The following is a 26,915-nucleotide window of genomic DNA, read 5'->3' on the forward strand; positions in this document are numbered from 1 at the left end:
GCCTGCTCACCCTTCCGGACCGGCGCCCGTAAGGGTGCCGGTCTTGAGGAAGGCCGGCAGGACATCCATCGGGTCGGGCGCCAGATGGACGATCCGGCGGCGCAGGATCGTGTCATGTGCCGCCACCTCCACGCCCATGCCCCGCATGGCCTCCAGCACCCGCTGTTCGTGGGACCCATGGAACGCCGCCGGGACCGAGAGCCGGGCAAGGATCAGCGTATCCGAGGTGACCGTCTGATCGTCGGACTGGCCGAAGGCGCCCCCCAGCAGCGGAATGCGGTCCAGCCCGCTCTGGCCGCTGCCGGTGTGCTGCTGCGTGGTGTTGGCGATGGTCCCCAGCACCACCGGCCGGCCATAGGGGAAATAGCCGGCGATCTGATAGGTGTTCTTCGACACGTTGACCACCTGGGCCAGCACCGACGGCTCGAAACGGGCGATCGAGCTGAATTCGAACTGCAGCTGCAGGCTTGCATAATCGGGCGTGGCCCGGTCCGGCTCGATATGAAGGGTGATGCCGGTCTCGGCGGTGTATTGTTCGGCATCGCCGGTGGCATTGAAGAGGATGGTCAGATTGCCGCCCTCGTGTATCTCGGAGGTGTTGCCGATCGAGGTCACCACCGAGGGCGCTGCGTCGACATAGACCCGGCTGTTGCTCGCCTGCGGGGTCACGCGCACCGCATACTGGATCTCGGGGATCGAGATCGTGACCTCGTTCAGGATGCTCATCTGCCAGTCCTGGCCGGGGCTCTTCTCCCAGCTCTGGTTGCGCTCCGCGCCCAGCTGGACGGTCAGATCGTTGAAGAAGTCCGTGCCGCGTACGGTCGCTTCCGAGGACTGGCGGCGCACGAAATAGAGATTGGCGACGATGTTGAGGTCGCGGCATGCCGCCTCGTCGGAGCCGCCCTCGCAGACCAGATCGTCGTCCACTCCCGTGCTGCCGGTCGGGTAGGGCAGGGCGGTGACCGGGGTGGTCTCCGTCGCATCTTCGGTCATATAGACCGCGCGCACGAAGCGGCTGGCCGGATCGTCGTCCTGGCGTTTCGCCGCCTGCATGGCGTCGAACATGGCGAGGGCCACGGCCTCGTTACCGCCGCGGAGTGCTGCGATGGCGGCCAGGGCCCAATAGAGGCTGCGATCCTCGATCAGGGCCGCGTTCAGGAAGGCGACCTGCGCCTCGCCCGGATTGCCGAGCACGCTTTCCGCAAGCCCGAGCCCGGCATAGGAGGGCGCATGATCGCGCGCGAAACGTGCAGCCGCCGCGAAGGCGGCGCGGGCGAAGACCATACGGTTGTTGAGGGGAGCATCCTGGTCGAGCAGGTCCAGCCCGTAGCGGAAATGCTTCCGCCAGTCATGTCCCAGTTCGTGGATCGGCGTCATGGGCTCGGCGATGCGCGGCGGGCCGCCGAAACAGGCCGACAGCAGGCCACAAAGGCAAAGCGATGCCGTCGCCCGGATCGCTCGGCCAGGGCGGATCATCCGGGCCGGGCCCGGCCGGGGCGACGGCATCAGGCTCATTTGCAGGCCTTCTGCCAGGACGTGGCCTTCTCCGACACCGCATTATAGACGTCGAAGACCGAGGCGATCCGATCCACGACCTTCGACTGAAGGTCCTGCATCTTCTTCTCTTTCATGTCCGAGAGATCGGCCAGATAGCCGAAAGGCGCCGGGACGGTCTGCGTGCCAAGGCTGACCTCCTTGGTGTCACCCTTGTATTTGAACTTCGCCTTGGCACCGACCTTGAGCTTGTCGGCACTGGCCGATTCGACCTTGACGCAGAGCGTCGTCTCCACATGGCCGCTCAGGTGAAAATAGGGCGCGCAGGTGTAGTCGTCCTTGCGCGTGTCCGAGATGACGTACTGGTACAGGTTGAGCGGGCTCCAGTTGTCATCGCTCCATTTGAAATAGCTGTTATACGACAGATTGATGCCCTGGATCTGGCCGAGGAGGACGGGCTGGTCCTTGCCGTCCACCTTCATCGCCTTGTCGGGATAGACCGGGAACATCCGCAGATCGACCTTCAGCTGGAAGGTCCGGCTGTAGCCCGCAAACTTCTTCTTCTCCTTGGCGTGCAGATAGAACAGCGGATATCCGTTCTCGCGGATGTCGTTCAGCTTCTGCCGCTTGTCCTGAAGATCGGCCAGGATGTGGATGGCCTTGCAGGCATCGAACTTGGCGGTCTTGTAGGCGGATGCGGTGCCGGAATCCGCCTGGGCCAGATAGGCGGCGAGGGCGGTCTGTTCGGTGGACTGGCTGCAGCGCAGGCTCAGAATGTCGAGTTTCGTCTTGTCGTCATCCGCCGCCGCCTGGGCGAGCGCCTCGGCATTGTTCATCGTGTTGGTCACGACCGGCGGCATCTTCGTCTGGATCTGGCCTTCCTTGAAGACCGCGGTATAGCCGGCGAGATTGTAGCCCTGGCCGACCAGTTTCGACGTCTCGGTGACCTTCTTGTTCAGGGCGTCGAAGGCCGAGAAGACGCCCTCGGCGTAATCCTTCGACGTCGCCGCGGCATAATCGCTCTGGGTGCCCGGCGGGACGCTCTGTGCGATCTGGCGCATTTCGGCGATCCGGTCGGCCACATCGCCCGACAGGCTGACGCAATCCTGCGCGGCCGCGGCCGACACGTTGAAGATCAGGGCCATGGCCGCGACGCCGCAGGCCAGGTTCCGCATCTGCTTTTCCATCATCTCCTGCCTCACCAGAGGGCGATCATCACCCGTCTAGAGAGACACGCGGCGGCCTGTGGCGATATACCATCAACATGGTATCCGGCACGGTTTTCTGGCGAAAATCAGAGCAGTCAGGGGGAATATCAACAGTCGTTAAGGCGGCATGGTAAATACAGAGACAGTTCCGTGTGGTTCTGTCGCGTGTTCAGGACGGTTCTGCCTCCCAACTGTTGCGCGCGTCTTTGCATGTTGTGAAGGCCGAAACCCTGCCCGGGGGTGTCTCCGGCGCGGCCGTCATTGGCGACGATGACGATCCCGCCCGCTGTGCCGGTGGGGTCCGGGCCGCCCCTGATCTCGATCTGCCTGGCCGGGCCGTGTTTCAGCGCGTTGGTGACGGCTTCCTGAAGGATGCGCAGGATCGAGAGCGCATTGCCGGGTGTCACGCCGCGGATGTCGGGCAGCGCCTCCATCGACCAGACCAGGCGCACGCCCAGCCGCCGCAATCGCGGGGTCAGGCGTTCGCGAAATCCCGCCAGCGCCAGCGGCAGATCGGTATCGCCGAGGTCGAGCGAATGGATGACCAGCCTGAGATCGTCGAGCGCCTCGCGCGCGGTCCGCTCGATGTCGTCGCGCCGCTGCCCGGTCTCGGAGAGGGCGATGATCGACACCAGATGGCCGCTCAGCCCGTCATGCAGATCCTGCATCAGCCGGCGGCGTTCCTGTTCGCGGACCGCCTGGCCGACCAGATGTTTTTCCGTCTCGTGCAGGATCGACAGCTCGGCTTCGCGCTCCGCCAGGCGGGCGCGCAGATCGTCATTGGCCCGGTCGAGCCGGTTGAGACTGGTGGCGAGCCGCGACATCAGCAGGATGAGGAAGGCGAGATATGTCAGCAGCCGCACGAAGGTCGACAGCAGGAACGCGCCCGGGATCAGGCCGAAGGCCACGGCGACGTCGTGAAGGCCGAACCAGGCGGTCAACAGCGCGGGCACGCCGAGCAGCCCCCCTGTCCACAACCGCCGTGTGATGAAGGCATGCAGAAGCACCACGCCGGCCACGGCATGGCCGGCAATGCCGATGCCCGCCCCCAGAAGCTGCGTGGGGGCGATCGGCGCATCGGCAAGGATCCGGGACGTCAGCAGCAGGGCGGGGACGATGATGATGGCCGGCACCAGCCAGCGCGGCCTGGGGCGTCCGGTGATCGCCAGGGCAAGGCCGATCATCATCAGCCCGAAAGCCGGCAGCATCAGCACGATATGAGACGTCGCGAACGGGATGAGACGCGGGAAGGGCCAGAGCTCGATCCCCGCCATCGCCAGACTGCTGACGCTGAGCACCATCAGCCAGCGAAACACCGGGTCGGAGGGCCGCCCGGCCCAGATCGCGAACAGCCCCGCGGCGATGAACAGATGCAGCGCCAGCGAAATGCTGCGCAGCTCGGTATTGATGAGCGGCCTGAGCCACGGAGGATCGATCATCCTCTCGGCATCGCCGATATAGATCCGGGAAAGATGGGCCGGGATCAGCCCGTCGGTGCGGGTCAGCGTCAGCACCAGATGGTTGGTGCCGGTGACCAGAAGATCGGGCGGGATCTGCCGCAGCTCGAAATAGCCGCGCGACAGATCGGCCCATGATGCCGTCCGCTGGCGATACAGAACCCGGCCGTTCAACTGCACCACCAGCTTCTGCCGGATCGACGGGATGAACAGGCTCTGTGGCCGGTCGGGAACCGCATCGATGACGACATCGATCAGATAGACCGCCTGCGTCCGCTCGGGCAGGTTGCGTTGCCAGCTGTGCGGCAGCCCGACCGGATGATCCGGGCCGTCGTTCAGCGACAGCCGCGCCTGATCCAGCACCAGCGCGGCCTTGGGGGACGGCAGGCCGACCAGAAAGGGAAGCCCGGCAAGAGCGATTATGACCGCCAGCAGCACGGCGACCGCGACGCCATGCCGGCGATCTGCCGGGCCTGCCGCGGTCACAGGCGGATCAGCCCAAGGCGGGTCGCCTCGTAGACGGCCTCCGAGCGGTTGGACGCCTGAAGCTTGCGATAGATGTTCCGGACATGCACCGGCACGGTCTGGTGCGAGATGCCCAGCCGCTCGGCCAGTTCGGCATAGGTGAAGCCCTTGGCGATCCCCCAGAGGATGTCCATCTCCCGCGGCGTCAGGGTCGGGGCCGGGACGGCCGCCGCCTCCTGCGCGCCGGGGCGCGCAGTATCCGACAGGCGGCGCACCAGAACCCGGGCGATGCTGGACGAGATGGGGGATCTGCCGAGCATCACATCCAGCACGGCCTCGCAGAGATCGTGCGACTCCATGTCCTTGAGCAGATAGCCGGTCGCCCCGGCCTCGATCGCCGCCAGCACGGTGGTCTCGTCGGCCAGTGCCGAGATGACCATCGCCTGGGCGTCGCGCTGCTGGCGGGACAGCAGGCGGATCGCCTCGATGCCGTTGCCGTCGGGCAGCTTGAGGTCGGTGATCAGCAGGTTGATCGCCTCGGCCTCGATCACGGCGCAGGTCTCGGCCAGCGTGGCGCAGGCCCGGACCAGCTCCGCCATCGGCCAGCCCCGGATGATCTGGGCCAGCCGTTCGCGAACCGGGGCATCGTCTTCGGTCAGCACGATGCGTATGCGGCGCGTCTCGCGTTCTTCCGTCATTCACTCCCCGATCACAGCGATGCGCCGATCAAATGGCACGACCAGTCTATGCCGGTGGGGCGGCGCTGGCTCTACCTGAAACATGGTAAACGCCGGGGCGGAGCCCGAACCGGCAGGCAGACCCGTCACCGCCGGACCGTCACGATTGTGGCCTTCCGCACCCGGGTCCGCGCGAAAGCGTCGCGGGGCATGGTTGCAGGCTTGCGCTTGAGGTGCACTTGCGACTTATTTGCGGTTCGAGATGCCGGCCCGCCTGCCGGCACCTGCCTTCGCCGCGAGACCCATGTCCGACGACGACCTCACCCGGATCGATCTCAACCTTCTGGTCGTGTTCTCGGCGCTGATCGAGACCGGCAGCGTGACCCGTGCCGCAGAACGGCTGCGATCCAGCCAGCCGGCGGTCAGCCGCTCGCTCGCGCGGCTGCGCGAACTGTTCGACGACCCGCTGCTGATCAAATCCGGCAAGGAGATGGTGCCCACCCCCCGGGCACTGGCGCTGAAGGGGCCGGTCGCGGCGGCGCTGGGCGACATCCGGCGGCTGTTCAAGCCGGCCGGCTTCGACCCCGCCATCGATCGGCGACGCTTCCGGGTGTCGTCGACCGATTACGGCGTGCTGTCGGTGCTGGCACCCGTGATGGGCGAGCTTGCCACCACCCCCAATATCGAGATCGCCGTCGATCCGTTGAGCGACGACGATCATCAGAAGCTGGCTTCGGGCGCGCTCGACATGGTGATCATCGGCCGCACGCCCGAGCGGCCCGAGCTGTATCGGCGCCGGCTGTTCACCGAACGCCGCGCCTGTCTGGTGCGCGAGCATCACCCGATCACCCGCGACCCCGATGTCATGGCCGGCCGGCCGCCCACCATCGATGCCTGCCTTGCCTGGCCGCATGTGGTGATCACGGTGCTGGGCGATCTGACCGGCAGCCATGTCGCCCGCCAGCTGCGCCGCCTGGACAAGCGGCGCCAGGTGGCGGTGCAGATGCCGTATTTCTCGGTGGCGCCGCTTCTGATCGAGCAGTCGGATGCGCTGCTGATCCTGCCGGAGCGCGCCGCGAAGCGCTTCGCCGAGGCCCGCGGGCTGGTGATGTTCGAGGCGCCCGACGTGTTCGGCACCTTCGACTACTGGCTGGTCTGGCATGAACGCGCCCGCAGGGATCCGGCACTCCATTGGCTCATTGAGCGCATAACGGCGACCGTCGGTGATCCGGCATGCGCATAACCGATATCCGAACCGCGTATTTCCCTTTCCGTTATGCAAGTGCGAATTACTCGCAAAGTTTGAGTAAACCCTTGCACGGGAGCGGGATGATGACGGATCGCCGCGGACGGCGCGCGCGCTGGCGCGCCACCACCACGACGGCCGGGGCGGCCATGGCGGGCATGATGATGTCGATGGCGGCCGAAGCGCAGGAGCGGAGGGCGGTGGAGCTGGACCAGATGGTGGTCTCCGCCACCCGCACCGAAGAAGAGGCGCGCACCGCGCCGGCCTCGGTGACCGTGGTCGACGGCGAGGATCTGAAGGCCTATCCGGTCTCGGACCTGACCGAGGCGATCCGCGACATTCCCGGCATCAGCCTGACCGCCGGCAGCCAGGGCCGCCGGCAGATCAGCATTCGCGGCATGGATCCGTCTTTCACCCTGATCCTGGTCGACGGCAAGCGGGTCAACTCGACCGAATCCGTTTTCCGCCACAATGATTTCGACATCGGCGCCATCCCGGTCGCCGCCATCGACCGGATCGAGGTGGTCCGGGGCGGCATGTCGGCCCTCTACGGCTCCGAAGCCATGGGCGGGGTGGTGAACATCATCACCAGACCCGCCGCACGGCACTGGACCGGCAGCGTCGATCTGGGCGTCGACATGCCGACCGAGGGCGATCGTGGCACCGAGGCCCGGACCAGCTTCTTCCTGTCGGGTCCGCTGGTCGAAGAGAAGCTCGCCGTCACCGTCACCGGCACCTTCGATCGCCGCGAGGTCTGGAACGGGCTGGATGGCGGCGCGGTGACCGACGGCAGCGGCAACCCGGTCACCCGTCCGAACGGCACGGTCGTGAACCGGTCCGATCTCGCCACGCTCGAAGGCCGCGAGGATTATCAGGGCCGGGTCAAGTTCACCCTGACCCCCGATGACGACCAGACGATCGAGGCCGAATACGGCCAGTCGCGCCAGACCCGCTTCGGCGAGTACTATATCAGCGGCTGGGGCGATGCCGATGCGGTGGTGACGCGCCGCGACATGGGGCTGTCGCACGAAGGCGACTGGGATTGGGGCACCACCTTCATCCGCGCCTATGCCGAAACCTCCGAGACCGCGGAAGACAGCATCCGCCAGGAGAACCGGGTCGTCGAGGGCAATGTCTCGCTGCCCTTCGACCGCCACACCCTGGTGATGGGGGCCGAGGCGCGGTGGATCGAGCTCAAATCGCCGGACGAGTTCGACAGCGGCCGCGCCGAAACCGATGCCCAGGCGCTCTATCTTCAGGACGAGTTTCGTCTGACCGACGAGATCAAGCTGCTCGCCGGCGGCCGTCTGGACGAGGATAAGTATTTCGGCGCCCATTTCACGCCCCGCGGCTATGCCGTCTGGACGCCGACGCCCGAGATCACGATCAAGGGCGGTGTCTCGACCGGTTTCAAGGCGCCGACCCTGCGCCAGCTGACCGAGGATTCGAGAACTTCGTCCTGCCGCGGCAGCTGCTACATCAAGGGCAATCCGGATCTGAAGCCCGAGGAGAGCGTGAACTACGAACTCTCCGCCGGCTATGACACCGGTTCCTGGGGGGCGACCGTCACCCTGTTCCAGAACGACGTCGAGAACCTGATCGATACCCCGCGCGGCAGCGGCGTGACCCCGGTCGGTCAGGAGAACGGCCGCAATGTCTTCGTGCCCGTGAACATCAACGAGGCACGCATCCGCGGCGTCGAAGCCAATGCCTACACCATGCTCCGGGATTTCGGCCGGCTGTCGGCGAACTGGACCTGGCTCGATCCGCGCAACGAAGTGACCGGTGCCGTGCTCGACAACCGGCCCAAGCACACGATCAACGGCAAGCTCGACTGGTTCGTGTCGGACGAGGTGACCGCCTATACCCGTGCCACCTATACCGGCCGCCAGCGGTCGGGAACCCTGACCCTCGACCCCTATACCGTCGTCGACCTCGGCGCCGACTGGATGATCAACGAGACCTTCTCGGTGCGCGGCGGCGTGCTGAACGTGGCCGACAGCCGCACAGACGACCCGGACGATGCCTATGCCTTCGTGGAACGCGGCCGGACCGTGTTCGTCGGCGCCTCGGCGCGCTTCTGATCACCCCTCATCCACGGGACCGGCCCCCGGACGCGGGGGCCGGAACTGCGGCAAGGAGCAAAGCCCATGACCACGATCTTCGAGGCCTCGGTCACGACGCCGCTGGCGCGGCGTTACATGACCCAGCTTGCCAGACACTGGAGCCACCGCTTCGCCGTCGAATCTGATGCCGTCTCGGCCCGGATCCCGTTCTCGGGGACCAGCTGCTGCATCATGCAGGCGTCGGAAGACCGGCTCGGGATCGTGGTCGAGGCGGAGGATGCCGAGACGGCCGGGCAGTTGACCGGTGTGGTGGCCGATCATCTGAACCGTTTCGCCTTCAAGGACCCGCTCACCATCACCTGGAGCCGTCGGCCATGATCATTCTGCGCAAGCTCAAGGCCGCGGCCGCCGCGGTCGCCCTTGTCGTTGCGACCGCCGGGATGGCGGTCGCCGATCCGATCACCGTCACCGACGTCGCCGGCCGCGAGGTGACCATTCCGGCGCCCGCAAAGCGGCTGCTGCTGGGCGAGGGGCGTGATCTGGTGACCCTGTCGGTGGTGCATCCCGATCCGGTGTCGGTGCTGGCCGGCTGGCTGGGGGATCTGCGCCTGCTCGACACCGACACCTATGACAGGTTCAAGGCCGCCTATCCGGCCATCGAACGGGTGCCGCTGGTCGGCAGCACCAATGAGGAGAGCTTCTCGATCGAGAAGGCGCTGTCGGTGGCACCCGATCTGGCGGTGCTGGGCTTTGCCGGCCACGGACCCTCGCCGCGGTCGAAGGAGGTCATCGACCGGCTGACCGAGGCGGGCATCCCGATCGTGTTCATCGACTTCCGCGGCAAGCCGCTGGAGAACACCATCCCGAGCCTGGAAATCCTGGGCAAGGTGCTGGGCCAGGAAGAGCGGGTCGCGCGCTATATCGATTTCTATCGCGCGCGGCTGGAACTGGTGAAGAGCCGGGTCGCCGCCTCGACCGCCCCCCGGCCGAAGGTGCTGGTGGACATGCGCCCGACCATGGATGGCGGCTGCTGCGGTTCTCCGGGCAAGGGCAATCTGGGGGAGTTCGTCGATCTTGCCGGTGGCCACAATATCGGTGCCGACGTGTTGCCCGGGCCGCTCGGGCCCCTCGATGCCGAATATGTCCTGACGCAGGATCCGGCGGTCTACATCGCGACCGGCACGGCCGGTGGTGCCGAGACCGGCGGCATCCAGATGGGGGCGGGGATCGACCCGGCCGTTACCCGCGAAAGCCTCGACCGTCTGGCGCACCGTCCGGTGGTCGGCGATCTGTCGGCCGTCCGCGATGGCCGGGTCTATGCGCTCTGGCACAGCTTCTACAATTCCCCGCTCAACATCGTGGCGGTAGAGGCGATCGCGAAATGGGTCCGGCCGGATCTCTTCGCCGATCTCGACCCGGATGCCGTGCTGGCGGATATCAACACCGGCTTCCTGCCGGTTTCCCTCGACGGTTCCTATGCGGTGGCCCTGAAGCCCGAATGACCACAACGCCTCTTGAAGCTCTCGCCGGCCATCGCCGGCAGATGGCGCGCCGGGTGTCGACCGTGTCGGCACTCGGCTTTCTGCTGTGTCTGGCCGTGATCGCCGATATCGCGACCGGCGCCTCGGGCATGGGGCCGGGCACCGTGATCCGCGGGCTGATCGACCCGGAAACGCTGAGCCGCGTCCAGTCGGTGATCCTGTTCCAGGTCCGTCTGCCCCAGGCGCTGATGGCGGTGCTGGTCGGCGCGGCACTCGCGCTGGCCGGGGCCGAGATGCAGACCATTCTCTCCAACCCGCTGGCCAGCCCCTTCACGCTCGGGGTTTCGTCGGCGGCGGCCTTCGGCGCCTCGATCGCGATCGTGCTGGGCATCAGCCTGCCGGGCATTCCGGCCAACTGGATCATCTCGGCCAATGCCTTCATCTTCGCCTTCCTGTCGGTGCTGACGCTTCAGGCGCTGGCCCGGCTGCGGGGCGCGGGGATCGAGACCCTGGTGCTGTTCGGCATCGCCCTGGTCTTCGCCTTCAATGCGCTGACCGCGATGATCCAGTTCGTGGCCTCCCAGGAAGCCCTGCAGCAGCTGGTGTTCTGGAGCATGGGGTCGTTGTCGCGCACCGACTGGAACAAGGTCGGCATCCTGGCCCTGGTGGTGGCGGTGGTCCTGCCCTGGGCACTGGTGCAGGCGCCCGCCCTGACGGCGCTGCGCCTGGGGGAGGAACGGGCGCTCAGCTTCGGGCTCAACGTGGCGCGGCTGCGTTTCGTGGCGCTGCTTCGGGTCAGCCTGCTGGCCGCCACGGCCGTCGCCTTCGTCGGCACGATCGGCTTCGTGGGGCTGGTCGGCCCCCATCTCGCGCGGCTGCTGCTGGGAGAGGATCACCGTTTCCTGCTGCCGGCCAGCGCCTTTGCCGGCGCGCTGGTGATGTCGCTGGCGAGCCTGGCCGGCAAGCTGCTGATGCCGGGGGTGACGATCCCGGTCGGCATCGTGACGGCGCTGATCGGCGTTCCGGCCTTCCTGGCGCTGATCATCGGACGCAAGGAGCGGAGCTGATGCAGGATACCGGCGTCTTCGACGGTGCGGACGAAATCCTGGCGCTCGACGGCATATCCGCCGGCTATCGCCGCAGGCCCGTGGTGCATGACGTCCGGCTGGGCCCCCTGCCGCCCGCCAGCATCACGGCGCTGGTCGGGCCCAACGGCGCCGGCAAATCCACCCTGCTCAAAGGGCTGGCGGGCGCCATGCCGGTGCGCGGCCGGGCGATGCTGGGCAGCCGCGACCTGATCGCGATGACGCCGAGAGACCGCGCGCGGCTGGTCGCCCACATGCCCCAGGCCCTGCCCGACCGGGTGGCGCTGACGGTGCTGGATGCGGTGATCGGTGCCCTGCGTGCCGGCCCTGCCGGCGATCCGCCGCCGGGCACGCCCAAGGGTGATGCCGAACGCGCCGTGGCGGTTCTGGACCGGCTGGGCATCACCGCGCTGGCGTTGCAGCCGCTCGACACGCTTTCCGGCGGGCAGCGGCAGATGGCGGCGCTTGCCCAGGCGCTGGTCCGCGATCCGCGGGTGCTGCTGCTGGACGAGCCGACCAGCGCGCTCGACCTGCGCCACCAGTACCGGGTGATGGCCACCGTCAGAGATCTGGCACGCGAGCGGGCCTTGCAGGTGATCGTGGTCCTGCACGACCTGGACCTCGCCTGCCGCTGGGCCCATCGCATCGCCGTGCTCGGCCAGGGCCGCCTTCATGCCTTCGGCACCCCCGCCGAGGCCGTCACCCCCCGGATCCTGCACGACGTCTGGGGCGTCGCCGCCAGGGTGGACGCCCGGGATGACGGCCGGGTGAGGGTGGAGGTGGAGGGGTTGGCCTGAGGACGCTGGCGGGCTCCCTTGCGGCCAGAAAAGCGGACATCGAAGCGGACCGCATGGCGCGCCGGACGGTCTGAAATCTAGCCAAATACATGAGGTTGATCCAGGCTCTGTGGTGGCTTTGGAAGCGGACATCCTGCCGGGTGAAAAGCGTTGAGCGGCGGGGGCCGAGCAGACGGGGGTATCAGACAGAATTGCCGAGGTTCAGCAGGAACTGCCTGACCTCCACCTCCCGCCCCCGTGCCGGAAACGCTGCCCGGGCCCGGCCGGTTTCGGTGAAGCCGAGGCGGGTGAGGACGGCGGCTGACCGGGTGTTGGACACCATCACATCGGCCTCGATCCGGGCGATCTCCGGATGCTCGCGGGCGAGGAGCAGAACCCGGCGGACGGCTTCGGTCATCAGGCCGCGCCCCCACCAGGCCCGCCCCAGCACATAGCCGAGGGCGGCGCCGCCCTCTCCATCGAGACGCAGCGTGACCATGCCGATAAGCCTGCCCGTCTCGGGATCGGGGCCATCGATGACGGCGACGGCGATCTCCCGGCCGGCCGCGCTCTCACGGGCGAGATCGGCCAGATGCGCCGCCGCACCGCCGGGCGGATAGGGATGCGGGATGGCGGCGGTGGGCAATGCCACCTCCGGATCCGAGACCAGGGCCTGGAGCGCTGCGGTATCGCCGGGCCGCGGCGCGCGAAGGGAGAGAGGGGGCGGTGTCATGACAGGGCTCCGATCCTTGGGGGCCCCATCATCCCGCCGGCCGGCCCGGGCGTGAAACGAGCAATGCTCACCCGCCATCCCGATACGATCTCGCGTCAGCGGTGGGAGAAATCCACCGGTGCCGCCGCCAGGGCCTTGCAATGGAAGATCGTCGATCCCTCGCCCGCCTTCCAGTCATTGGTCAGGATGTACATGTCGTCGGTGCCCGGCCGGATCACCATGCTGGTCGAGCGCAGATTGTGGCCGGTCTCGCGGCCGGGCAGAAGGATCTGGGCGATCGGCATGCCGTTCGGATTGAACACCAGCACCCGCCCCTGGCCGTACATGGCGACATAGACATTGCCGTCGGCATCGGTGCGCAGCGAATCCGGGGCCGGCCCGGTGAAATGATAGGGCACCGTGGTCCCGAAGGGCGCGATGGTGGTGGCGTCGCTGAGCGATACCCGATGCAGCAGCCCCTTGCTGAACTCCGTCACCCACAGCGTCTTCCCGTCGGGCGACAGGCCGACGCCATTGGCGACCGAGAGGTTGGGCAGCACGGCCACAGGCTCACCGCCCTTCTCACCGCCCTCTGGTCCCACATAATAGACCCCGCCGGTCGGATCGGTGGAGGTGCCCTTGAAGTCGGTGAAATAGAAGCCGCCCTTGTCGTCGAAGACCAGATCGTCGGGCAGGAAACCCGCCGTGTCGGGGACGATGGCGGTCAGCCCGGTGCCGTCGGGGGCCATGGCCACCACCGAGCCCGCATCCTTGAAGTCGCCGAGCCCGGCGATGAAGATCCGCCCGTCCCTGTGGATGGCCAGCCCTGCCGGTGCCAGCGCATTCTCGCCCAGGATCGTCTCCAGCCTCTTGTCGGGGGTCAGGCGGAAGACCTTGCCGCCGAAGACCTCGGTGAAGATCAGGTTGCCGGCCCGGTCGAAGACCGGCCCCTCCAGCTGCAACCCGTCGTCCGACACCTTGAACCAGGGGGTGGCGGTGATGGTCTGCAATCCCTGCTCCGCCGGCGGGATCGGGGCGGGGCCGCGCATCTCCGCCGTGTATTCAAGGGCAGGTGCCCCGGCTGCGTGAAGTGCCGCAGGCATGGCAACCCAGGCGCAGCCGGCCAGCGCCAGCGCGATCAATCGTCTCTGCATGGTTTCCTCCGTGGCGTTTCTTGATCGTGCGGTGCCGACGGTTCATGACCTGGATGGGGAGGCACCGGTCTTTCATGAATTGTCCACCGACTGGCGGATTGATGAAGGGACGATCTGCGGGAATCTCACGATGACTGTACCAGCTTGCGCAATGGGACAATCATCCGGACGGGTCAGGAGGGTGGCAGGACGACACCCGCCGGCCGGGCCGGGGGCTCGCCTTCCCGATTCGTCCGGCGCTATGATCGGCGGCAACCATCTTGAGAGTTTCGGGAGAGAGATTTTGCGCGACGGCAGCGTGACGGCGCAGGCGAGCCTCAGCCTTGCAGACGCCCGGCGGATCGCGATCGCAGCCCAGGGGCTGGGCGGCGGCCGGCCGTCGGGCGGTATCGGCATCCGCCGGCTGGCAGGACAGGTCGAACGGCTGGGGCTGGTGCAGATCGACAGCGTGAACGTGCTGGCCCGCGCGCATTACCTGCCGCTCCATGCCCGGCTCGGCGCCTATGATCCGGGCCTGCTGGATGCGGCGGCGACCGATGCCCGCCATCTGTTCGAGTATTGGGGGCACGAGGCCTCGCTGATCCCCGTGGCGATGCAGCCGCTGTTCCGCTGGCGCATGGCCCGGGCCGCCCAGGGCATCGGCATCTGGCGTGGCGTCGCGACATTCGGCCGCGAGCGGCAGGATTTCATCCGCGCGGTGCGCGACCGCATCGCCGCCGAAGGGCCGATGACGGCAGGCGCTTTCGACCAGGGCCGCCGTGGCGCCGGCGGCTGGTGGGGATGGGGGGAGGCGAAGCAGGCGCTGGAATGGCTGTTCTGGGCGGGGGAAATCACCACCCGTCGCCGTCAGGGGGGCTTTGAACGGCTCTATGACCTGACGGAACGGGTGCTGCCGGCCGAGGTGATGGAGGTACCGACGCCGGATGTCGCCGATGCCCATCGCGCGCTCGCCGACATCGCCGCCAGGGCGCTGGGCATCGCGACCGTCTCGGACATCGCCGACTATTTCCGCCTCGCGACCGCCGAAACCCGGCCCGCCATCGCCGATCTGGTCGAGGCCGGCCGGCTGCTGCCGGTCGAGGTGGAAGGCTGGCGCCAGCCCGCCTTCCTGCATGTCGAGGCGCCGGCGCCCAAAGGCTGCCGCAGCGATGCGCTGCTCGCCCCTTTCGACCCGCTGGTCTGGGAACGCGACCGCGCGGAACGGCTGTTCGGCTTCCGCTACCGGATCGAGATCTATGTCCCCGCCGAAAAGCGGGTCCATGGCTATTACGTGCTGCCCTTCCTGATGGGCGAGCATCTGGCCGCCCGTGTCGACCTCAAGGCGGATCGCAAGGCGGGGGCCCTGCTGGTCAGGGGCGCGCATGTGGAACCGGGGCACCCGCCGGCCAAGGTCGCGGCCCGGCTGGCGCCCCGGCTTCAGGTGATGGCCGGGTGGCTGGGGCTCGACCGGGTCGAGGTCGAGCCCCGCGGCGATCTGGCCCCGGCGCTTTCCGGGGCGCTCGCGGCCCCGGCCGGTGATCAGCTTTATTCCGCCGTCAGCACGCGCGGCTGACCGGCGGCCGGCACCGCGACGCCCGATGCCTCCTTCAGCCCGACGCCCGTCAGCTGGCGGCGAAGGGCTTCCGCCGCCAGCCAGGCGATCTTGGCGGCGGCGGTCGCCGGGTCCAGCCCGCCCGGACGGATGTTGGAGATGCAGTTGCGGGCACTGTCGAGCGTGCCCGGCCGGGGATCGAAGGTGAGATAGCAGCCCAGGCCGTCGGCGGCGCTGAGGCCCGGCCGCTCGCCGATCAGCACGATCGCGAGCCGGGCGCCCAGGATTGCGCCGACCGGATCGCCCAGGGCGACCCGCGCCTGGGTCGCCACCACACCGGCCATCACCCCGATGCGGGCGGCGGTGAGCCTCGGCAAAAGCGCGTCGATCAGCGCCAGGCCGTTCAGCATCACCGCGGCGGCCGACAGCCCGTCCCCCAGCATCAGCACCACCTCCGCCCCCGGTGCCGGCGGCGGCAGGGCGCCCAGGGCAGCCGCCCCCTCGGCCGACAGCCGCCGGCCCAGATCCGGGCGGCGCAGATATTCTGCACGGTCACGTGCCATACTGGAAACGTGACATGAATTCAGGCCCCGTCCGTGAAGCGCATCGACCAGCGCTCCGGCATCGATGCCCGACCAGACGGCATCCCGGGCGCGGGCATGGTCCAGGCCGAAGCGCAGATGGGCGGCGGTGGGCAGGCCCGATCCGGCGCGGCCAAGGCCGATGCGTGCCTCGGTGAAGCGGCGCAGGCGCGTGATCTCGTCCGGCGCCGGCAGGACCACCTGATCCGCACGGATCGTGGCGGGCAGTTTGGTGTCTCGGGTCATGCGCCCCCCCGGATCAGGCCCAGGGCCGGGCGCAGCGCTGCGGCGGCATTGGCGTCGGCCAGCCGGCCGGCCCGGTCGATCAGCCCGACCTTCACAAGCCAGGCCTCGAATTCCGGCGCATGGCGCCGGCCGGTCAATTCACGGATATAGAGCGCGTCGTGATAGGACAGGCTCTGATAATTCAGCATCACGTCGTCGGCCCCCGGCACCGTGATCACGAAGGTGACGCCCGCCTGCACCAGCAGGGTGAGCAGGGCGTCCATATCGTCCTGATCCGCATCGGCATGGTTGGTGTAGCAGACATCCACCCCCATCGGCAGGCCGAGCAGCTTGCCGCAGAAATGGTCTTCCAGCCCGGCCCGGGTGATCTGCTTGCCGTCATAGAGGTATTCGGGGCCGATGAAGCCCACGACCGTGTTGACCAGCAGCGGCCTGAACCGGCGGGCGACCGCATAGGCGCGCGCCTCCATGGTCTGCTGATCGACCCCGTGATGGGCGTCGGCCGACAGCGCCGAGCCCTGGCCGGTTTCGAAATACATCACATCGGTGCCGGCGGTGCCGCGCCCCAGCGCAAGCGCCGCCTCCTGCGCTTCGGCCAGAAGGGCGAGATCGACGCCGAAGCCGCGATTGGCGGCTTCGGACCCGGCGATCGACTGGAAGACCAGATCGACCGGCGCACCGCGGCCGATCGCTTCGATCGCGGTGGTGACATGGCCCAGGCAGCAATGCTGCATCGGCACCTCGAGCTTCAGGCGAACCTACTCCATCAGGCTGCAGATGCGGATGTAGTCGTCCACGCCGTCGGTCGCGGGGTTGACGCCGACCACGGCATCCCCGGCACCGGTGATCAGCCCGTCGAACAGCGCCGCGGCGATGCCGCGGTCGTCGTCGGTGGGATGGTTCGGCTGCAGGCGGGTCGCGAGCCGGCCCGGCAGGCCGAGGGTGGTGCGGAAGGCGGTGGTGACGCGCGCCTTGGCGGCCACCGCGATCAGATCCTGCAGCCGCATGATCTTGGAAACGGCCGCGACCATTTCCGGGGTAAGCCCGGGGCGGAGCGCCGCCAGCGCCTCTGGCGTCGCCTCGGGCCCCAGCAGCCATTCGCGGAAGGCGCCGACCGTCAGGGAGCGGATCGGCGCGAAGGCGGCCGGGTCGTGATCGTCGATGATCGCCCGCGTGACCTCGCAGTCCTCGTAGGGAACGACCGCTTCGTCGAGGAAGGTGGAGAGCGGCAGGTCGGCCAGCAGCATCTGTGCGGCCATGCGCTCGACGGCCGTGTCGGCGGCAAGGCCCGCCAGCTGGTCGCCGGAACGCAGGGGCGTTGCCCGGGCGAGCAGGGTTTTCAGATCGTCGAAGGCCCAGCGGGTTCCGCCGAGATCGATCGTATGGCGTGCGCGCGATGAGGTGGCGGACATGGGGGTTCGGCATCCCTCCTGAGCGGGCGCGGGGATAACCCAGTCTGCGACAAACCCGTTCCCGGCGCCAGCGGTCCGCCGACGTGATAGGCCCGCCGACGTGATATGCTCGTCTGCGGGAGACGGGGCGGCTTGCGATATCCGACGAGGAGACGATCATGTTCCCATCCCGCGCCGGTCTGCATCATCTGGCCTTGCTGGCCCCCATGGCGGTCGTGCTGTCGGCATCCGTGCCGACCCTGGCGTCGGATCCGACGCGGCCGGATCCGGGACCGCAGGCGGCCAGCATCCGCGGCATGAGCTGCGTGGGCGAGGAGCCGTTCTGGGGGCTGGAGATCGGCCGTACCGAGGCGCGGCTGTCGCGTCCGGGGGCGGCCGGCATCGACGAGATCGTCCTGACCGGCCGGCTGGACACGCTGGATTTTCTGGAGCCGCCGGCCGCGGTCTTCCGCGGTGACGGGCGGGAAGGGCTGCTGGTCGCGACCATGCGCCGGGAAAGCTGCGCCTCGACCATGTCGGACCAGACCCCCGACAGGCCCTGGCGGGCCGTGGTCTCTTTCCCCGGCGGCAGTGTCGCCGCCGGATGCTGCAGCCTTGCCGGCGCCGATGCCGCCCGGGTGGCGCCCCAGGTCGAACCCGACGACTGGACCCGCCATCTGGCCGATCTGCTGCCCGCCATCCGGGCCTGTATCGCCGACGGCCGGGTACCGGTCGAGGCGGTGGTCTCGGCCTGGCCGATGAACCGGGGCATGGCCGGCATCCGGCTGCGTGCGCCCGACGGCTCGCGCCACGACTGCATCGCGGATGCGACCGGATCGCGGGTGGAAACCCTGGTGCCGGTGCGGGAAAGCCCGGCGGATGCGCCTGCGGAAGGAAACCCCGTCTTCCTGCCGGCAGACCCCGACCTCGCCGGCCCGCCGAACGTCGCCTGCGGCCGGATCGAAGAGGTTCTGGCGAGCGGCGGGGCGCTTGCCGGCTGGCTGCACCGGGATCCCTGTCCCGGCTGAGCGGTCAGAAAACGGGCCGCTCAGAAGTCGACGCAGGCCGGGCCGGTGGCAAGGCCCACGGCCTGCTGGTCGAAGGCCCGGATATAGGCCGAGCGGACCCGGTCGAGCCGCGTGCGCAGGGCGGCCCGCGCCGCGGCATCGGCGGCCGGCGCCAGGATCAGGATGGTCCGCGAGGGTTCGCGGATCGTGGCGCCGGTTTCGGTGTCCCGCCAGCCGCCTTCGGCCTGCTGAATGGTGAAGCCGTCGGGGAAGGTCGGGCTTACCACCTCGTCCACGAAGCGGTCGAATTCGCGGGGGGTGATCTGCGGCGCGCCGCCGGGCCGGTCCAGGCCGAAGAACAGCGTGGCCTGGACCATCGCCGTATCGCCGGCCGGGCAGGCGGCGGCGGGTGCGGGCCCCTGCGGATGGCCGGCGCAGGCGGCCGTCAGCAGCAGCAGCGCTGCAACGGCCGGCAGACGGATGACCGATGCGGAACCCGCCATGGTGGGTGTCCTCCGGAAATGCCAGGGGTGGGGGCTGGGGGTGGCGGCTGGGGTGGGGTCAGGCCGCCTTGATTTCGGCGACATAGCCCTCGACCAGGTTGCGCAGCCGCTGGGCCTGGTCGGACAGCGATCCGGCGGCATTGCGGACATCGCTGGCGGCATGGCCGGTTTCGACCGCGCGTTCGGCGACACCGTGGATCGTGCGCAGCACCTCCCCCGTCCCCGACGAGGCCTGCTGGGTGTTGCGGGCGATTTCAGAGGTGGCGGCGACCTGCTGTTCCACCGCGGCGGCCACGGCCGAGGTCTGCTCCCCCACATCGCCGATGGTGGTGGAGATGGAGCGGATCGCGTCCACCGCCCGGTCGGTCGCCTTGACGATGGCGTCGATCTGGGCCTGGATTTCCTGGGTCGCATTGCCGGTCTGGCCGGCGAGGTTCTTCACTTCCGCCGCGACCACCGCGAAGCCCTTGCCGGCTTCGCCGGCCCGTGCCGCCTCGATCGTGGCGTTCAGCGCCAGCAGGTTGGTCTGTTCGGCGACCTGCTGGATCAACAGCACGACATCGCCGATCTTCTGGGCCGAGCTTGCCAGATCCTGGACCACGGCATTGGTGGTCTCGGCCTGATCGACCGCCCGGCGGGTGACGTCGGCGGTGGCGGCGATGCGGCTGCCCACCTCGCGGATCGAGGCGGCGAGTTCTTCCGCCGCGGTGGCGACCGTCTGGACGTTGACGGTGGCCTGCTCGGCCGCGGCTGCGACCGTGGTGGTGCGGCTCTGGCTGTCGTCGGCGGTGCGGCTCAGCTTTTCGGCATTGCCGTGCATCTGGCTGGCGGCCGAGCCCAGATGGGTGACGATGCTGGCGATTTCCTCCAGGAAGCGGGAGGTCGAGGCATCACGCTTCGCACGTTCCGCCTCTCGCGCGGCACTGGCCTGTTCCTGCTCGGCGGTCAGGCGATCGGCGCGGATCATATTGTCCCGGAAATAGGCGACGGCGCCGGCCATCTCGCCGATCTCGTCGCCGCGGCCGGCGCCGGGGATCGGAACCGAGGTGTCCTTGTCGGCCAGCCGCCGCATGGCGGCCGTCATCGACGACACCGGGCGCGACACCGACAGGATCAGAAGATAGACGATGCCGGCCGAGATCAGCGGGCCGATGGCGGTCACGATCACCAGCAGGGTCCGCGTCAGCTGATAGTCGGCGCGGGCCGCCTCGCCTTCGCGACGGATCCCCTCGACGGTGGCATTGGTCATCGCGGCCAGCGTGGTCGCAACCTCCTGCCGCAGCCGGCGGGCATCGCCCTCGTAGATCGCCCGGGCCTCCGCCGTCTTGCCGTCGCGCGACAGGGCGAGCAGCCGGTCGCTGACCCGGCGATAATCCGCCCAGCCTTTGGCCAGCCGCTCCAGCTGCACCCGTTCATCCGCATCCGAGACCAGCGGCCGGAAGGCTGCGAGCGCCCGCTCCACGCGCGCGGCGTCTTCCGCGGCGGCAGCTTCCAGTTTCGCCTTGGCCGGGGCGGTGTCGGCAAGCAGGTGGCCCGCCACCGAAACCCGGTGTTCCAGGGCGGCCACGTCGAGTTCTGCGATCGTCACCATGCTCGGCGTCCGGTTGTCGCGCATGTCCGCCGATGCGGCCTCGAGCTGGTCCAGCCGGTCGATCGTGAAGACCGCGACCACCACGCTCGATCCGATCAGCAGGACGAAGGCAAGGATCAGCTTGGTGCCGATCCTGAGAGAGTTGAGTGACCGCATGCAGCTTCTCCGTTGGGCGTTCGTGGCCGGCGTCCGGGGACGGTGTGCTGGAGTTGTCTTATCCTGGAATGATTACATCATGCGGCTCAATGGCGAATTGATCTGGCGCAATCCGCGACGGAATTCCGGGAGCTGATTGTACGATCCCACCGGCCGATACGAAAAACTCCCGCCCGGAGAGGGCGGGAGTTCAGAGAGCCGGCCGGAGAGACAGAGGGTGGGGGCTCAGGCGGCCTTGATCTCGGCGACGTAGCCTTCGACCAGGTCGCGCAGCCGCGCGGCTTCGGCGGTGAGCGATCCGGCGGCGCTGCGGACATCGCCGGCGGCCCGGCCGGTCTCGATGGCGCGTTCGGCGACGCCGTGGATGGTGCGCATGACCTCGTCGGTCCCGCTGGAGGCCTGCTGGGTGTTGCGGGCGATCTCGGCGGTGGCGGCGACCTGTTCCTCGACGGCCGCGGCAACGGCCGAGGTCAGCTCGCCCACTTCGCCGATGGTGGTGGAGATCGACCGGATGGCACCGGCGGTGCGGTCGGTGGCGCCGACGATGGCGTCGATCTGGCTCTGGATCTCTTCGGTGGCCTTGCCGGTCTGGCTGGCCAGGCTCTTCACCTCGGACGCGACGACCGCGAAGCCCTTGCCGGCCTCGCCGGCCCGTGCCGCCTCGATGGTGGCATTCAGCGCCAGCAGGTTGGTCTGTGCGGCGATCTGCTGGATCAGCAGCACCACATCGCCGATCTTCTGCGCCGTGCGGGTCAGGTCCTGAACCACGGCATTGGTGGTCTCAGCCTGATCGACGGCCCGGCGGGTGACGTCGGCGGTGGTGGTGATGCGGCCGCCGACCTCGCGGATCGAGGCGGCGAGTTCTTCCGCCGCGGTGGCGACGGTCTGGACGTTCACCGTGGCCTGTTCGGCGGCGGCAGCGACGGTGGTGGTGCGGCTCTGGCTTTCATCCGCCGCATGGCTCAGGGTTTCGGCATTGCCGTTCATCTGGGTCGCGGCCGAGCCCAGATTGCTGACCACGCGGCCGATCTGGTCCAGGAAGCGGCTGGTGGCCGCATCCCGGCGGCTGCGCTCCGCCTCGCGGGCGGCGCGGCCGGCTTCCTGCTCGGCGGCAAGCTGGTCGGCGCGGATCATGTTGTCGCGGAAATGCTCGACCGCCTTGGACATGTCGCCGATCTCGTCGCCGCGCCCGGCGCCGGGGATCTGGACCGAGGTGTCCTTGTCGGCCAGGCGCCGCATGGTGGCGGTCATGGCACTGACCGGACGCGCGACCGAGCGGATCAGCAGCATGACGGCTGCTACCCCGACCACCAGCCCGATGGCCAGGGCGGTCAGCAGGCCGAGGCGGGCGCCGTCATAAACCTCGACGGCATGTTCGCCTGCAGCGGCCACGGCATCGACATTCATCTGGCTGATCTCTTCCAGCGCCTTGCCGACGATCTGTCGGTTTTCCCGCGCCTCACCTTCATAGAGCGCCATCGCTTCGGCCGTGCGGTTCTCGCGAGATACGGTCAGCAGGCGTTTGGTGACCTCAAGATACTGCTCCCATCCCGAGGCGAGGCGGTCGACGGCCGCCCGTTCGGCATCGTCCGAGATCAGCGGCCGATAGGCGCTGATCGCCTCGGCCATCATGGTCGCATACTGGTCGATCTGGGTCTCCATGCGCGCCATGGACGCCGCATCCTGCGAGATGATGTGCCCGGCGACCGAGATGCGGTGCTCAAGAGCCGCCACATCCATCTTCGTGATCGTGGTCAGACTTGGAACCCGGTTTTCGCGCATCTCCGCAGCCGCATCCTCGACCCTGCCGAGGCGGTCGATGGCGAAGAGCGAAATCGTGAGAATGATCAGGATGAGGGCGGCAAACGCGAGAACGAGCTTGCCGCCGATCTTGAGGGAACGGACGGACGACATGATGACGGGTGCTCCGACGTGGCTCTGAGGCGGGGCCATGACAGGGCCTGCCGCACTCCGAGCCTACGCCGGGGTGTTTAAGAAAGTACTTATTGAATATGGGGATCTTTCAAAATAATCCGTGCTTCAATTGAATTGAAATGTCTATTTACACTTCGTTAAAAATTAAACGACACAGACAAGGCGCCGAATTCATCATGCTGATCCTGGCCGTCGAACTCCTTCGACCGGATCACATGGGTGTAGGCGATGCGGGCGCCGTTGATGGTGATGGCAAGACCGGCCTGCAGGTCGCCGACCAGCGGCTTCTTGTCGACGCTGCGGCTGTCCTTCCAGGTGTTGCCGTCCAGGAAGATGTTGCGGGCGACCGCACGCCCGTCGACGCCGGCGAACAGATACCAGCCCCAGCTGTCGGTCGGGCGGAAATAGGTTGAGCCGGGCAGGCTGGGGCTGATCCGCGGCGGGCCGTAATCGCGCGGCAGATCCTGGCCCAGACGGAAGGTGACGCCGGTATTGGCATAGGTGAAGGCATTGCCGAGGGCAAAGCCGGCATGCGGCGTGACATCGGCGGCAAATCCCCAGGCGGAGCCGGCCGCGAGGGCGCGCCAGCTCTTCTGATAGGTCAGCTGGACGATCGGCTCGTCCTTGAGCTGGGTGTCCCAGCCCTGGGGGTCGTCGCTCGAAATCAGCTCGTGAACGCCCTTCTGGGTCTGCTCGGCAAGCGAGGAGGGGCCGACGATGCCCAGCGACAATTCGATCTGGTCGAGCACGCCGCCGGTTTCGGCGATCACGCCGACCGAGCCGTACAGCCAGCCGGCATAGGGACGGTCGTCGGGGTCGGGATTGCGGAGCGAGGTATCGCGCGGGGTGTACATGTTCTGGCCCAGCGACCAGACCACGCGGATGTCGCCGCCAAAGCCGGTGAAGGGGATCGCGCCCACCGCATCGCGCAGCCATTGCGGGTCGTTGCCCGGTGGGGTCATGTATGAAAAGCGGAAGCCGTTGGTGTAGTGGCGGTCGGTATCGGCGAAATAGTCGTTTTCGAACACCAGTGCGAAGGTGCCGTTCTCGGCGTCGTGCTCCACCGCCACCGGCTGGTCCGGCGTGCCTTCCGCCGTGCCGACCACTTCGGTCACCGAGCCGGTGACGGCACTGCCATTGGCCGCCTGTGCGGCCGCGGGATCGGGAAACAAGGCAAACCCAAGCCCGGCGATCAGCGTACCACCGAATGCGGAACCGGTCCGATTGATGCCGGCCCGTTTGATCATCTTCATTCTTGTCGCCCCGATGGAGTTTACGTTAACGGCAGTGTTCCCCGCAGGTGACACGCCCGTCCAGCGACAAGAATGGGATGAAAAGCGTCCGGTTCCCTGCCGTCAGTCAAAATTCCACGATCTGGGGGATGGATCATCGGGAGAGAGTGTCAGCACCTCCACCCCTGTATCGGTCACCGCGACGGTGTGTTCGAACTGTGCCGTGGGGGCCCGGTCGGCGGTCACGGCCGTCCAGCCGTCGGGCAGAATGGTGGTGCGGTCGCGACCGGTGGTCAGCATCGGTTCGATGGTGAAGACCATGCCGGGCTCCAGCAGCATCCCGTCGCCCGCACGGCCGACATGCAGCACCTGGGGCGCGTCGTGGAAGATGCGGCCGGTGCCGTGGCCGCAGAAACTGGTCAGCACCGTCAGCCGGTCGGCGGCGGCCCGGGCCTGGATCGCGGCGCCGATATCGCCCAGGCGCGCGCCCGGCCGGACCGCGTCGATCCCCGCCCACATCGCCTCGAAGGTGGCCAGCACCAGGCGCCTCAGCTTCAGCGGCAGCCTGCCCACGCCGAAGGTGCGGCTGGTATCGCCGTGCCAGCCGTCGACCAGCGGGGTCACGTCGACATTGACGATGTCGCCCGCCTTCAGCCGCTTCGTGTCGGACGGGATGCCATGGGCCGCCACATGGTTGATCGAAATGCAGCTGGCATGGGCATAGCCCTTGTAGCCGATGGTGGCGGCCACGGCACCGGCGGCCCGCATGAAGGCATCGGCCTCGTGATCGATCTCGGCGGTGGAGATGCCCGGGCGGATCAGCGGGGCGATATGGTCCAGGGTGAGCGCCGCGATCCGTCCGGCCTCGCGGAGGGCGGCGATCGCCTCGGGCCCGTGGATCGGGGTGTGGCGGCCGGTATCGTCGGCCTCGATCGACAGGCGGGTCATGCGGCGTCCTCTGCAAGCGCGGTTTCGTCGTCGCTGCCGGGTGCGGTCGGCAGCAGGGTGACCAGCTCCTCGATCAGGCGCCGTTCGCCCGGGCCGGGCATCCGTCTGGCCTTCAGCGCCGGGCGCAGTGCCGCAACCGGGGCGTCGATCACCAGGAAACGCAGCCGTGCCCGTCCGGCCGCGTCACCGGCCCCAAGGCCGAGCCGGGCGGCGCAGGCGTCGAAGGCGGCCTCGATCCGTGCCTCGGCGGCATCGATCGCCGCGGCCGTGTCGCCTTCGGGCGGGGCGTCGAGCACGGTGTCGAGATCGGCCAGCAGCAGGGCGCGCGCCGGGCGCGGTCGTGCCGCCGCCCAGTCGGCGAGGGCAAGGGCCGCCCGGGCCGGCCGCCCTGCGGCAAGCGGCGGGGCGAGGATGCCGGCGAGTTCATCCAGCAGGGCCGCCCACATCGCCCCCATCACCGCCGCGCGGCTGTCGAAGCGATGATAGAGCGATCCGGTCGGCGCCCCCACGGCCCGGGCGATCGACGCCATGGTCGCAGCCGAAGGGCCGCCCTCGGCCACCAGCCCGATCGCGGCTTCCACAAAGTCTTCGGCGGCGAAGCGTGGGGTGCGGACCATCCGGATCTCCCGAATTAAATCATCTATTCTAATTGAGAGGTTCTAATTGGGCTGGCCGTCGGCGTCAAGCGCCATCGCTGGCGCCGCCCGTGGCGCCGGTTTAACGTGGGCGCACGCAACCGGCCGGGCCGGTTGCGGATTGCGAGGGAGGAGAAGACCGGGATGTCGTCCGCAGAGACGTTCGACGTCGTGATCATCGGCGGCGGAGCCATGGGCTCGGCGGTCGCCTGTTTCCTGGGGCTCGACCCGGCCTTCGACGGCCGGGTGGCGGTGGTCGAGCGCGACCCCGGCTATGCCCGGGCATCCTCGGCGCTGTCCGCCGGATCGATCCGCCAGCAATTCTCCACCCCGGCCAATATCCACATGTCGCGCTTCGGCTATGCGCTGTTGCGCGATCCGTCCCTGCTTGCGGTCGACGGTGCCGCACCTGATCTGGGGCTGGTGCCCAGGGCCTATCTGCTGCTGGCGGGCCCGGCGGGCGGCGCCCATCTGCCGGCGGTCCATGCCGCCCAGGCAGAGGCGGGCGCCCGGTCGGCGCTGCTCGATCCGGCCGAACTCGCCGCCCGTTTCCCCTGGCTTGCGACCGATGGGCTGTCGGGCGGCACGCTCGGGCTGGAAGGCGAGGGCTGGTTCGACGGCTGGGCGCTGCTTCAGGCCTTCAAGCGCAAGGCCCGGGCGCTTGGGGCGGTCTATCTCGACGACGAGGTGGTGGGGCTGGACATGGACGGAGACCGGATCGCCTCGGTCCGCCTCGCCTCGGGCCGCAGGCTGGGCGCAGGCCAGGTTGTCGATGCCGCAGGCCCCCTGGCCGCGACCGTGGCGGCGATGGCCGGGCTCGATCTGCCGGTGCGGCCGCGCTGCCGCTCGGTCTTCGTGTTCGATTGCGAACACGGCCCCCACGACGCCCCGCTGACCGTCGACCCGGCCGGCGTCTATTTCCGGCCGGAAGGCAACCGCTTCATCTGCGGCTGGTCGCCGGGAGAGGGGGATGCGGACCCCGATCAGCCCGAACTGATCGTCGATCATGCCCTGTTCGAAGAGCGGATCTGGCCGGTGCTGGCGGCGCGCGTGCCGGCCTTCGAAAGGCTGCGGCCGGGGGCGTCCTGGGCGGGGCATTACGAGATGAACGTCTTCGATGCCAACGCCCTGATCGGCCCGATGCCGGACCTCGCCAATTTCCAGGTCATCGCCGGGTTCAGCGGTCATGGCCTGCAGCAGGCCGCCGCCGCCGGCCGCGGGCTGGCCGAACTGATCGTCCATGGCCGCTTCGTCACGCTCGACCTCGGCCATTTCAGCCCGGCCCGGGTTGCCGAGGGGCGGCCGCTGGTGGAACTGGCGGTGATCTAGCCCGGGGGA

General features: G+C 68.4%; 22 protein-coding genes and 1 pseudogene. 9 read left to right on the top strand and 14 right to left on the bottom strand.

Going from position 1 to position 26,915, the window contains the following annotated elements; translation table 11 throughout:
* Nucleotides 1-6: 6 nt before the first annotated feature.
* From WI697_RS13830 to WI697_RS13845, 4 genes are all read right to left on the bottom strand, one after another.
* Entirely contained in the window at nucleotides 7-1,515 is a 1,509-nt protein-coding gene (locus WI697_RS13830; protein ID WP_345958860.1) for a hypothetical protein, read from the bottom strand.
* Nucleotides 1,512-2,684, bottom strand: coding sequence for a hypothetical protein (locus WI697_RS13835; protein WP_345958861.1), 1,173 nt, complete (start codon nucleotides 2,682-2,684; stop codon nucleotides 1,512-1,514). The genes WI697_RS13830 and WI697_RS13835 overlap by 4 nt, the downstream gene beginning before the upstream one ends.
* Before the next feature lie 125 nt (nucleotides 2,685-2,809).
* A complete protein-coding gene (locus tag WI697_RS13840) occupies nucleotides 2,810-4,645 on the bottom strand; it encodes a sensor histidine kinase (protein ID WP_345958862.1) in 1,836 nt (611 codons plus the stop codon).
* Nucleotides 4,642-5,322 carry a response regulator transcription factor gene (locus WI697_RS13845; RefSeq protein ID WP_345958863.1) on the bottom strand — a complete coding sequence of 227 codons (681 nt, stop codon included), beginning with the start codon at nucleotides 5,320-5,322 and terminating at the stop codon, nucleotides 4,642-4,644. Before WI697_RS13845 ends, WI697_RS13840 begins: the two co-directional genes overlap by 4 nt.
* 283 nt (nucleotides 5,323-5,605) lie before the next feature.
* Here WI697_RS13845 and WI697_RS13850 point away from each other — a divergent pair, with 283 nt between their 5' ends.
* The 6 genes from WI697_RS13850 (at nucleotide 5,606) to WI697_RS13875 (ending at nucleotide 11,976) form a co-directional block, all read left to right on the top strand.
* A complete protein-coding gene (locus WI697_RS13850; protein ID WP_197465150.1) occupies nucleotides 5,606-6,544 on the top strand; it encodes a LysR family transcriptional regulator in 939 nt (312 codons plus the stop codon).
* Between the two features lie 89 nt (nucleotides 6,545-6,633).
* A complete protein-coding gene (locus tag WI697_RS13855; RefSeq protein WP_345958864.1) occupies nucleotides 6,634-8,631 on the top strand; it encodes a TonB-dependent receptor domain-containing protein in 1,998 nt (665 codons plus the stop codon).
* Between the two features lie 66 nt (nucleotides 8,632-8,697).
* On the top strand, nucleotides 8,698-8,991 hold the full coding sequence (locus WI697_RS13860; RefSeq protein ID WP_296714700.1) for a DUF2218 domain-containing protein: 294 nt from the start codon (nucleotides 8,698-8,700) through the stop codon (nucleotides 8,989-8,991).
* Entirely contained in the window at nucleotides 8,988-10,115 is a 1,128-nt protein-coding gene (locus WI697_RS13865; protein ID WP_062763997.1) for an ABC transporter substrate-binding protein, read from the top strand. Before WI697_RS13860 ends, WI697_RS13865 begins: the two co-directional genes overlap by 4 nt.
* Entirely contained in the window at nucleotides 10,112-11,161 is a 1,050-nt protein-coding gene (locus WI697_RS13870; protein ID WP_014746436.1) for a FecCD family ABC transporter permease, read from the top strand. The genes WI697_RS13865 and WI697_RS13870 overlap by 4 nt, the downstream gene beginning before the upstream one ends.
* A complete protein-coding gene (locus WI697_RS13875) occupies nucleotides 11,161-11,976 on the top strand; it encodes an ABC transporter ATP-binding protein (RefSeq protein ID WP_062763993.1) in 816 nt (271 codons plus the stop codon). The genes WI697_RS13870 and WI697_RS13875 overlap by 1 nt, the downstream gene beginning before the upstream one ends.
* Before the next feature lie 181 nt (nucleotides 11,977-12,157).
* Here the strand turns inward: WI697_RS13875 and WI697_RS13880 are convergent, their stop codons facing one another.
* The gene (locus tag WI697_RS13880; protein ID WP_345958865.1) at nucleotides 12,158-12,688 is read right to left on the bottom strand and encodes a GNAT family N-acetyltransferase; all 531 of its coding nucleotides are present in this window, start codon (nucleotides 12,686-12,688) and stop codon (nucleotides 12,158-12,160) included.
* Nucleotides 12,689-12,783: 95 nt separating this feature from the next.
* On the bottom strand, nucleotides 12,784-13,821 hold the full coding sequence (locus WI697_RS13885) for an SMP-30/gluconolactonase/LRE family protein (RefSeq protein WP_385997624.1): 1,038 nt from the start codon (nucleotides 13,819-13,821) through the stop codon (nucleotides 12,784-12,786).
* A gap of 283 nt (nucleotides 13,822-14,104) precedes the next feature.
* Here WI697_RS13885 and WI697_RS13890 point away from each other — a divergent pair, with 283 nt between their 5' ends.
* Nucleotides 14,105-15,373 carry a winged helix-turn-helix domain-containing protein gene (locus WI697_RS13890; RefSeq protein WP_345958866.1) on the top strand — a complete coding sequence of 423 codons (1,269 nt, stop codon included), beginning with the start codon at nucleotides 14,105-14,107 and terminating at the stop codon, nucleotides 15,371-15,373.
* Here WI697_RS13890 and eutC read toward each other — a convergent pair.
* Both eutC and WI697_RS13900 read right to left on the bottom strand, forming a co-directional pair.
* Nucleotides 15,346-16,179 (bottom strand): ethanolamine ammonia-lyase subunit EutC, encoded by an 834-nt coding sequence (gene eutC, locus WI697_RS13895; protein WP_345958867.1) that lies wholly within the window; start codon nucleotides 16,177-16,179, stop codon nucleotides 15,346-15,348. The genes WI697_RS13890 and eutC overlap by 28 nt on opposite strands.
* Nucleotides 16,176-17,591 (bottom strand): annotated as a pseudogene (locus WI697_RS13900) (ethanolamine ammonia-lyase subunit EutB). Before WI697_RS13900 ends, eutC begins: the two are co-directional and overlap by 4 nt.
* A gap of 158 nt (nucleotides 17,592-17,749) precedes the next feature.
* On the opposite strand from WI697_RS13900, the gene WI697_RS13905 reads away from it, so the two are divergent.
* Nucleotides 17,750-18,598: a hypothetical protein gene (locus WI697_RS13905; RefSeq protein ID WP_345958868.1), complete on the top strand. Its 849-nt coding sequence runs from the start codon at nucleotides 17,750-17,752 to the stop codon at nucleotides 18,596-18,598.
* A gap of 20 nt (nucleotides 18,599-18,618) precedes the next feature.
* Here the strand turns inward: WI697_RS13905 and WI697_RS13910 are convergent, their stop codons facing one another.
* The 6 genes from WI697_RS13910 to WI697_RS13935 form a co-directional block, all read right to left on the bottom strand.
* Entirely contained in the window at nucleotides 18,619-19,080 is a 462-nt protein-coding gene (locus WI697_RS13910) for a DUF3574 domain-containing protein (RefSeq protein WP_296714719.1), read from the bottom strand.
* Between the two features lie 58 nt (nucleotides 19,081-19,138).
* On the bottom strand, nucleotides 19,139-20,827 hold the full coding sequence (locus tag WI697_RS13915; protein ID WP_345958869.1) for a methyl-accepting chemotaxis protein: 1,689 nt from the start codon (nucleotides 20,825-20,827) through the stop codon (nucleotides 19,139-19,141).
* Nucleotides 20,828-21,052: 225 nt separating this feature from the next.
* Nucleotides 21,053-22,741: a methyl-accepting chemotaxis protein gene (locus WI697_RS13920; RefSeq protein ID WP_345958870.1), complete on the bottom strand. Its 1,689-nt coding sequence runs from the start codon at nucleotides 22,739-22,741 to the stop codon at nucleotides 21,053-21,055.
* A 158-nt stretch (nucleotides 22,742-22,899) separates the two neighbouring features.
* Complete coding sequence (locus WI697_RS13925) at nucleotides 22,900-24,015, bottom strand: lipid A deacylase LpxR family protein (RefSeq protein WP_345958871.1); 1,116 nt, start codon at nucleotides 24,013-24,015, stop codon at nucleotides 22,900-22,902.
* A gap of 102 nt (nucleotides 24,016-24,117) precedes the next feature.
* On the bottom strand, nucleotides 24,118-24,942 hold the full coding sequence (gene map, locus WI697_RS13930) for a type I methionyl aminopeptidase (protein ID WP_345958872.1): 825 nt from the start codon (nucleotides 24,940-24,942) through the stop codon (nucleotides 24,118-24,120).
* Nucleotides 24,939-25,559, bottom strand: a complete 621-nt coding sequence (locus WI697_RS13935; RefSeq protein ID WP_345958873.1) for a TetR/AcrR family transcriptional regulator — start codon at nucleotides 25,557-25,559, stop codon at nucleotides 24,939-24,941. The genes map and WI697_RS13935 overlap by 4 nt, the downstream gene beginning before the upstream one ends.
* Before the next feature lie 162 nt (nucleotides 25,560-25,721).
* On the opposite strand from WI697_RS13935, the gene WI697_RS13940 reads away from it, so the two are divergent.
* Nucleotides 25,722-26,906, top strand: a complete 1,185-nt coding sequence (locus WI697_RS13940; RefSeq protein ID WP_345958874.1) for an NAD(P)/FAD-dependent oxidoreductase — start codon at nucleotides 25,722-25,724, stop codon at nucleotides 26,904-26,906.
* The last annotated feature ends 9 nt before the right edge of the window (nucleotides 26,907-26,915 follow it).

It is taken from the genome of Tistrella mobilis (assembly GCF_039634785.1).
GTDB lineage: Bacteria > Pseudomonadota > Alphaproteobacteria > Tistrellales > Tistrellaceae > Tistrella > Tistrella mobilis.

Excerpts from the sequence above, each read along its gene's own strand:
- WI697_RS13830 (WP_345958860.1), bottom strand. The coding sequence starts at position 1,515 with ATGAGCCTGATGCCGTCGCCCCGGCCGGGCCCGGCCCGGATGATCCGC.
- WI697_RS13835 (WP_345958861.1), bottom strand. The coding sequence starts at position 2,684 with ATGATGGAAAAGCAGATGCGGAACCTGGCCTGCGGCGTCGCGGCCATG.
- WI697_RS13845 (WP_345958863.1), bottom strand. The coding sequence starts at position 5,322 with ATGACGGAAGAACGCGAGACGCGCCGCATACGCATCGTGCTGACCGAA.
- WI697_RS13850 (WP_197465150.1), top strand. The coding sequence starts at position 5,606 with ATGTCCGACGACGACCTCACCCGGATCGATCTCAACCTTCTGGTCGTG.
- WI697_RS13855 (WP_345958864.1), top strand. The coding sequence starts at position 6,634 with ATGACGGATCGCCGCGGACGGCGCGCGCGCTGGCGCGCCACCACCACG.
- WI697_RS13860 (WP_296714700.1), top strand. The coding sequence starts at position 8,698 with ATGACCACGATCTTCGAGGCCTCGGTCACGACGCCGCTGGCGCGGCGT.
- WI697_RS13865 (WP_062763997.1), top strand. The coding sequence starts at position 8,988 with ATGATCATTCTGCGCAAGCTCAAGGCCGCGGCCGCCGCGGTCGCCCTT.
- WI697_RS13870 (WP_014746436.1), top strand. The coding sequence starts at position 10,112 with ATGACCACAACGCCTCTTGAAGCTCTCGCCGGCCATCGCCGGCAGATG.
- WI697_RS13875 (WP_062763993.1), top strand. The coding sequence starts at position 11,161 with ATGCAGGATACCGGCGTCTTCGACGGTGCGGACGAAATCCTGGCGCTC.
- WI697_RS13880 (WP_345958865.1), bottom strand. The coding sequence starts at position 12,688 with ATGACACCGCCCCCTCTCTCCCTTCGCGCGCCGCGGCCCGGCGATACC.
- WI697_RS13885 (WP_385997624.1), bottom strand. The coding sequence starts at position 13,821 with ATGCAGAGACGATTGATCGCGCTGGCGCTGGCCGGCTGCGCCTGGGTT.
- eutC (WP_345958867.1), bottom strand. The coding sequence starts at position 16,179 with ATGACCCGAGACACCAAACTGCCCGCCACGATCCGTGCGGATCAGGTG.
- WI697_RS13905 (WP_345958868.1), top strand. The coding sequence starts at position 17,750 with ATGTTCCCATCCCGCGCCGGTCTGCATCATCTGGCCTTGCTGGCCCCC.
- WI697_RS13910 (WP_296714719.1), bottom strand. The coding sequence starts at position 19,080 with ATGGCGGGTTCCGCATCGGTCATCCGTCTGCCGGCCGTTGCAGCGCTG.
- WI697_RS13915 (WP_345958869.1), bottom strand. The coding sequence starts at position 20,827 with ATGCGGTCACTCAACTCTCTCAGGATCGGCACCAAGCTGATCCTTGCC.
- WI697_RS13920 (WP_345958870.1), bottom strand. The coding sequence starts at position 22,741 with ATGTCGTCCGTCCGTTCCCTCAAGATCGGCGGCAAGCTCGTTCTCGCG.
- WI697_RS13925 (WP_345958871.1), bottom strand. The coding sequence starts at position 24,015 with ATGAAGATGATCAAACGGGCCGGCATCAATCGGACCGGTTCCGCATTC.
- map (WP_345958872.1), bottom strand. The coding sequence starts at position 24,942 with ATGACCCGCCTGTCGATCGAGGCCGACGATACCGGCCGCCACACCCCG.
- WI697_RS13935 (WP_345958873.1), bottom strand. The coding sequence starts at position 25,559 with ATGGTCCGCACCCCACGCTTCGCCGCCGAAGACTTTGTGGAAGCCGCG.
- WI697_RS13940 (WP_345958874.1), top strand. The coding sequence starts at position 25,722 with ATGTCGTCCGCAGAGACGTTCGACGTCGTGATCATCGGCGGCGGAGCC.